The 5,584-nt window shown below is 71.8% G+C and carries 7 protein-coding genes; 3 read left to right on the top strand and 4 right to left on the bottom strand.

Going from position 1 to position 5,584, the window contains the following annotated elements:
• Positions 1-321, bottom strand: a 321-nt coding sequence (locus tag ACFU7Y_RS38940) for a hypothetical protein (protein ID WP_380771193.1), incomplete at its 3' end; no start/stop codon positions are given.
• Between the two features lie 870 nt (positions 322-1,191).
• Here ACFU7Y_RS38940 and ACFU7Y_RS38945 point away from each other — a divergent pair.
• From ACFU7Y_RS38945 to ACFU7Y_RS38955, 3 genes are all read left to right on the top strand, one after another.
• Positions 1,192-1,473 carry a hypothetical protein gene (locus tag ACFU7Y_RS38945; protein ID WP_224277523.1) on the top strand — a complete coding sequence of 94 codons (282 nt, stop codon included), beginning with the start codon at positions 1,192-1,194 and terminating at the stop codon, positions 1,471-1,473.
• Entirely contained in the window at positions 1,470-1,754 is a 285-nt protein-coding gene (locus tag ACFU7Y_RS38950; RefSeq protein ID WP_380771194.1) for a hypothetical protein, read from the top strand. Before ACFU7Y_RS38945 ends, ACFU7Y_RS38950 begins: the two co-directional genes overlap by 4 nt.
• Positions 1,755-1,916: 162 nt before the next feature.
• Positions 1,917-2,225, top strand: a complete 309-nt coding sequence (locus ACFU7Y_RS38955; protein WP_380771195.1) for a hypothetical protein — start codon at positions 1,917-1,919, stop codon at positions 2,223-2,225.
• Here ACFU7Y_RS38955 and ACFU7Y_RS38960 read toward each other — a convergent pair.
• The 3 genes from ACFU7Y_RS38960 to ACFU7Y_RS38970 form a co-directional block, all read right to left on the bottom strand.
• Entirely contained in the window at positions 2,212-4,026 is a 1,815-nt protein-coding gene (locus ACFU7Y_RS38960) for a zeta toxin family protein (RefSeq protein WP_380771196.1), read from the bottom strand. The genes ACFU7Y_RS38955 and ACFU7Y_RS38960 overlap by 14 nt on opposite strands.
• A 276-nt stretch (positions 4,027-4,302) precedes the next feature.
• Positions 4,303-4,458, bottom strand: a complete 156-nt coding sequence (locus ACFU7Y_RS38965; protein WP_380771197.1) for a hypothetical protein — start codon at positions 4,456-4,458, stop codon at positions 4,303-4,305.
• A 500-nt stretch (positions 4,459-4,958) separates the two neighbouring features.
• Positions 4,959-5,489, bottom strand: coding sequence for a hypothetical protein (locus tag ACFU7Y_RS38970; RefSeq protein ID WP_224277513.1), 531 nt, complete (start codon positions 5,487-5,489; stop codon positions 4,959-4,961).
• Positions 5,490-5,584: the final 95 nt, after the last annotated feature.

The following is a 5,584-nucleotide window of genomic DNA, read 5'->3' on the forward strand; positions in this document are numbered from 1 at the left end:
GGCGGACGGAACGTCCCCGAAGTCGTATCCTCGGCTGGTCTGTGTTCTGCCATGCGGACCGATGTCGTTGGCGTCGCATTCCATATCGCGGAAGTTGCCGGAGCTGGCCGTGGGCTTGACCGGCAGCTTGGCCAGGATGTCCGCGAGATAGTTATCGATCTGCTTCTTGGCCTGGGCCAGTGTGATCGTGGGCTTGGACCGTTCCTGTAGCGTGCTCGCTCCGCAGGCGTTCAGGGGCAGTGTCGTGATCGCCAGCGCGGCGGCGACCGCGGACCTTCTGGCCAGTGACAACGTCACGGAGGCGCGCATTGCGGTGCTCATGAGATCGAGGTTTCGTCCGGTATGAGACTCCCGATGTGCTGGGCGCTCTGCCCGCAGCCCTCCAGTTCGGCCGGATTGACCTTGAGCTCCGAGGCCAGATCAGGATTTGGCATGTCTTCCCCCCACAGTTTTGCCTGGCCCCTGAGCCCCTCCCATGGCCGTGCGCTGTCAGAATTGATTTCGGATAGTAGTCGATTGCCATCCGACTGCAACTGAAGGGGCAGGTGCCGGGCAGCGCGCCGACACGGGACCCAAAGTCCTTGCAACGCAAGCTGGTTGCGACTGGACAGGAAGAAGTGGACGCTTGGCGGCCCCGATCCTCGAAGGGCCCCTCCCCCCGCTCACCCGCCCCGTTCCGTGCACCACCCGCAGCGCCAGCCGGCCCACGCAGCCCGGTCTCCGTGCCGAGGACTCCTCGGCACGGTCCGCTCGCCGGGGCGGGGGTAAGAATTTCTGACCTCGGGCATGTCCGCGCCCGGGAAATTGCAGGTCACAGCCCTGTTCGCGGGGCTCGGACGGGTCTAGCATTCCGGTCACGGCAGCCCCACCACCCCCTTGACGGGCTGCCGAGCAGACCGGCCATGCCTTGGTGTGGCTGGTGCCTCCCGCAGCCGGGACCTGGGGTGCCCCCGTCCCCGAGGTCCCGGCTCGGGCGCTTCGTCCGCACCACTGACGCCGCCTGGCTCCTGCTGAGCCGGCCGCAGTGCCGTGCCGGGACTGGTCGTTCGACTCCGAGCCCCGGCGTCGGCCGTCCCCGGCTCACCTCCCGATGCCCGCGGGCTCGCCGGTCCGGAGCCCTGGGTACCAACCGATGCCACTGGGAGAGGACACTGGTATCGGTCCCGCACGCACGAGACTTCCGGAGGAACTGTGAGCGCAGCGCCCCTGCACGGCCACCATGACGGCAGCCAGCCCGTCTCGCGTACCCAGGACGCCGTCGCCGCCGCTTTGCCGCCGGCGCAGCGGATGGAGTTCTACCGGGAAATGGGTGAGGCCGACGTCGACACGATCAGCGGTGTGCTGAAGCGGTGGTGGCTGCGGGCGGAGCTCTACCGTGACCCGGAGGGTGACTGTATCCACGCCGCCGTCCAGGCCGGCACGGCCCCCGGCACCTCCGCCTCCGCAGTTCTGCGTCGGCTCGGGGCCCTGTGAGCGACTACACCGAGTTCCCGGGCCACGAGGACGACCCGATCACCATCTCCCCGGCCGTCGAGGAGTTCCCCGGCCACCCGGGCACGTCGGCCGAGGTGTTCTCCGCCGTGGTGGCGTTCCTGGTCGACCTGCGCGAGAACCCCTTCCCGCACCTGAGCATGCCGGTGCCAGGCCGTCCCGGGATGCACTCGGCGCCGCTGCGCCGGGATCCGGGGTTGGTGGAGTATGCGGTGAACGAGGACTCGGACCCGCCGAGGATCTACGTCTCGCGGATCCTGTGAACGGACTGAGTGCCAGGGCCCGCCCTCTCGGAGGCGGGCCTCTTCGTTATGGCCGTGCGAGGGGGGTCTGTCGGCGGTGACCAGGGCCCGCCACTTGGTCTGCACGGTCTCCTCGTTGTCGAGCCATCGGACGCCGGAGGGGGCGTCAGGGAGGCGGTTCCCATGTACGAGCCTGATCCCCTCGAGCACTCTCCGGCCGTCCCCGGCTCCGGCGTGCCTGACGGCACCGGAGGCGACGATGCCCGCGGCCGGATCGCGGAGAAGATCGAGCAGGTGGCGGCCTGGTACGCCGAGCAGATCCGCGCCGAACGCCGGCGCCCGGCACCAACCCCGGACCGCGTCGCGCGGCTGCTGGCCGAGCGTGCCGCCTGCACCAAGGCGTTGCGCGACCTGCCGGAGATGACCGGGGCGGAGCCGGGGCGGATCGAGGCCGACTACGACGCCAGGCTCAGCGAGATCACCGGCGTGTAGGGTGTGGTGCCGGGAGCGCGGCGGGCGGGGCGAAGGCGAGACGGCCGGGCTGGAGCGCGGGCGGCAGCAGCGGCCAAGCAAGGCGGGTGATCGCGTCGACGTCCCGCCGGTACTGCGGCAGCGCCGCGCGCAGCTTGCGCTGGTGGGCGAGGAACCGGCGGGCCTCGTGCTCGGTGTAGGGCCGCACCTGCCCCGCCCGGACGGCGAGCGCGGCACCGGTTTGGCCGGTCCACCGGCCGTCGGGACCGAGCGTGTTGCGGAAGACGGCAGTGCCGTCACGTCGTACCACGCCGACGTGGTCGACCAGGCGCTGCTCCTCGACGGCCTGGACGCACTCCAGCACCGCCGCCAGGCACCGGTCGTGACCGCTGGCGGTGGTGAACCGGCCCGGCCGGGTGCCGCCCCGGCTGACCTCCGCGTAGCGCAGGGCGGTGCCCTGGCGGCTGTCGGCCGCACGCACATCCAGCACCAGCAACTCGACGCGATACCCGGCCCGCCGCCACGCGGCCACGTCGTCGAGGAAGGAGTTCGCACTGCCGGGGGCGACCTCGATCACGGTGTCCGCGCGCCGCTCCCGAACGTACGCCTCGGCCCGGGCCTGCCACGCCTTGTAGTCCGCGCGGATCCGGGCGGACGCGGTGCGGGGATGCTCGCGCAGCAGCCGGAAGTAGTCCGGATGGGCCGCCTTGAACAACTCGCCCGCGATCCACACCGGCCGCCGATCGCGCAGCGCCCGGCGCACCATCATCGTCGCCTGGGTCTTGCCCGCGCCCGGCGCCCCCATCACGTACACGACGACGGGCCGCTCCAGCGCCACGACCTCCCCGAGGTCCGGGACGATCAGGTTCTGGAAGATCCATTCGTGTTCGTCGGCGGACAGCCGGTGGTAGTCGATGCCGGGCGGCTCGGCGATCGGCTGGGCGGTGCGACGTACCGGTTCGGCCAGCGCGGCGCACCGTTCCGGGTCTCGCATGACGGCCAGCACCTGGTCAGACGGAAGCCGGGTCTCCGCCCGCGCCAGCGCGCGCTCGGCACTGGCCAGGGACCGGCGGAAGGTCGCGGTCTCCACGGCGCCCCACCACCTGGCCTGCTCGGCCTCCACCGCCCGCGCCGCCCCCGGTGGCCGGATCCATGTCCCGTCGGCGAGCTCGTTGTCGTACAGAGGCTCCAGGCCGCGCCGCACTACTGTCACGCGGTCGACCAGGTGCTCTTCCTCCAGTACGCCCAGCGTGTGGGCCAGCTGGCGGGCGCACTCGTCGTGGTTGGCCCACGACACGTAGCGTCCGGCCCCGTCTCCGTTGCCGAGGTAGCGCTTCAGCACCCCTAGCTGGCTGACCGCCGACGCGCACGCCAGCGCGACTATCTCGACCCGGTGCCCGGACGCCCGGTACGCCAGCGCCTGGGCCCGGGCCGCCTCCGGGTCGGCGAGCGCGGTTTCCACCACAGCGTCCAGCCGGTGGGCGCGCACGTACCCCTCCACCTCGACCTGCCAGCGGCGGGTGTCAGTACGCACACCGGCGCCAGCGGTCCGCACGTCCTCGGCCAGCAGTGCCGGATAGTGCCGGTGCGCGGCTTTGTAGAGGTCGGCGCCGACGCGCACCGCTCCGCCACGCAGTCCGAGGACCGGCAGCAGAAGACCGGAGAGGGTGGTCTTCCCGCTGCCGGGCGGCCCGGCCACGAGCAGCACCACCGGCCGCGTCTGCGGCACCGCCTCCCGGGTCCAGGCCGGGAGGATCTCCCGGGACAGAACCTCGAAACTCTCGGCATCGGAGAGCAACTCCGCCGCCTTCCCCTCACGCACCGCGCCTCCAGACGGTTCCCGGCCTGCTGGTCCTGCTCGTGTTCTGCGGGGCGGGTCAGGGCTTCCCTGCCGGTTTCGATCCCACCGCGCTTCCGTCCGAGGCGACGGCCCTCGCTCGGCTCGCAGACCTTTCCCAGGGGCCGGTCGCCACGGTGTGCCTCGTCCTCGGCTACGAGGGTGACCCGCTCGACCCCTGTTCGGCGCCGACCGAACCTGACTGCCCGTCCAGGCCCGGACCGCAGCCAGCGGCGAGCGGTCAAGGTCCGGCGAGACTGATCAAACTTCGTTGAGACGGATCACGGGTGTGGCGCCCTCGATGGCGGCGACCAGACGGGCGTGGACGGCGGCGGCCGCCTCCTGGGTGGCTGGGTCCGGGTCCTTCAGCTGCGGGGCGATCAGTTCGGCGGCCGCGGCGAGGACCGGCACGGGCACGGTGGCCTCGCGCAGGTGGAGGAGCTGGGAGGCGGCGCGTTCGCCCGGGGGTTGCCTGGGCGCGGGCGTCGGGGATCAGGGAGTTGAGGCCCCTGGGCAGGGGCTGAGTGCTGGTCACCTGTCCTATTCTTCCGCGCCCCGGGTATCGGTGATCACCACGGCTGGCTGTCCGGTTCCCCGTCTGGCAGGTGGTCGTGGTGGTGGCGGGCGTGGCGCCAGCGGAGGTCCTCGGTGCGGAGGGCATCGGCGGCCCACTCCGGCGGTCAGTCCTGCGCGGCGGCGGTGAGCGCGCGGCTGGGTTCGCCGAGCGTGTGCTGCCAAGTCGGTGAGCTGACGGATCAGGCCTTCACGTACCAGCTTGTCGACCGCGGCTGTCGGCTCGGTGCTGCGCGGGCTTCGGTGGCGGCTTCGGCGAGGGTGTCCTCGTTCAGGTCCTTGTCACCGGAGCCGTCGAGCGAGGCGGGGCGGGCGGCTGGGACAGCGGAGAGGTCGCTTGGCGGTCACGGCCGGCATTTGGGCGCGGCCGCTGCGTCGGCCATGCCGATGGCCAGGGCCTGGTCGATCGCCTGGCACAGCGGCACCAGGTCGGTGAGGTCGTTGAGGACGACCCGCGGTGAGGACAGGGCGGTGAAGCCGATCGCCAGCAGTGCGACCCGCTCGGCGGCGGTCAGCTTTGGCCGGTGCCCGCTCTGGACGCTGCCCAGCAGCACGTAGGCGTCCAGGGTGTAGCGCAGTTCCTTCACCAGCTCGCCGTCGCCGCCTGGGATGATCTCGTAGCGCAGGATCTGCTCGACGGCGCCGGCGTACTGCTCCAGGACCTGCCGGGAGCCCTCATCGTGCTGGCGGGAAGCGAGGGAGCGGATCCAGTCGGCGGCGTGCTGGCCCGTGACGGAGGCTAGGGCGAGGGCGTCCCGCTCGTCCGAGGTGAGCACCCGCTCCCCGGACTTACCGGGCTTCTTGGTTTCTTCGCGGCTGTGGTAGCGCTCGTCGGCCTGGTCGAGCCAGGACAGCGCGGAGGGGGTCTTCGTCATTCAGGTGCAACCGCCGCAGCGCCCGCCCGGTCACGGGTGCGGCAAGGCCGGCCTTGCCGCACCCGGGCGTGCTGCTGCTCCCCGTGTAGCAAGGG

The organism is Kitasatospora sp. NPDC057542 (assembly GCF_042801945.1).
GTDB lineage: Bacteria > Actinomycetota > Actinomycetes > Streptomycetales > Streptomycetaceae > Kitasatospora.

Bases quoted from the DNA above. Each gene is read 5' to 3' on its own strand.
- ACFU7Y_RS38970 (WP_224277513.1), bottom strand. From the start codon at position 5,489: ATGACGAAGACCCCCTCCGCGCTGTCCTGGCTCGACCAGGCCGACGAG.
- ACFU7Y_RS38955 (WP_380771195.1), top strand. From the start codon at position 1,917: ATGTACGAGCCTGATCCCCTCGAGCACTCTCCGGCCGTCCCCGGCTCC.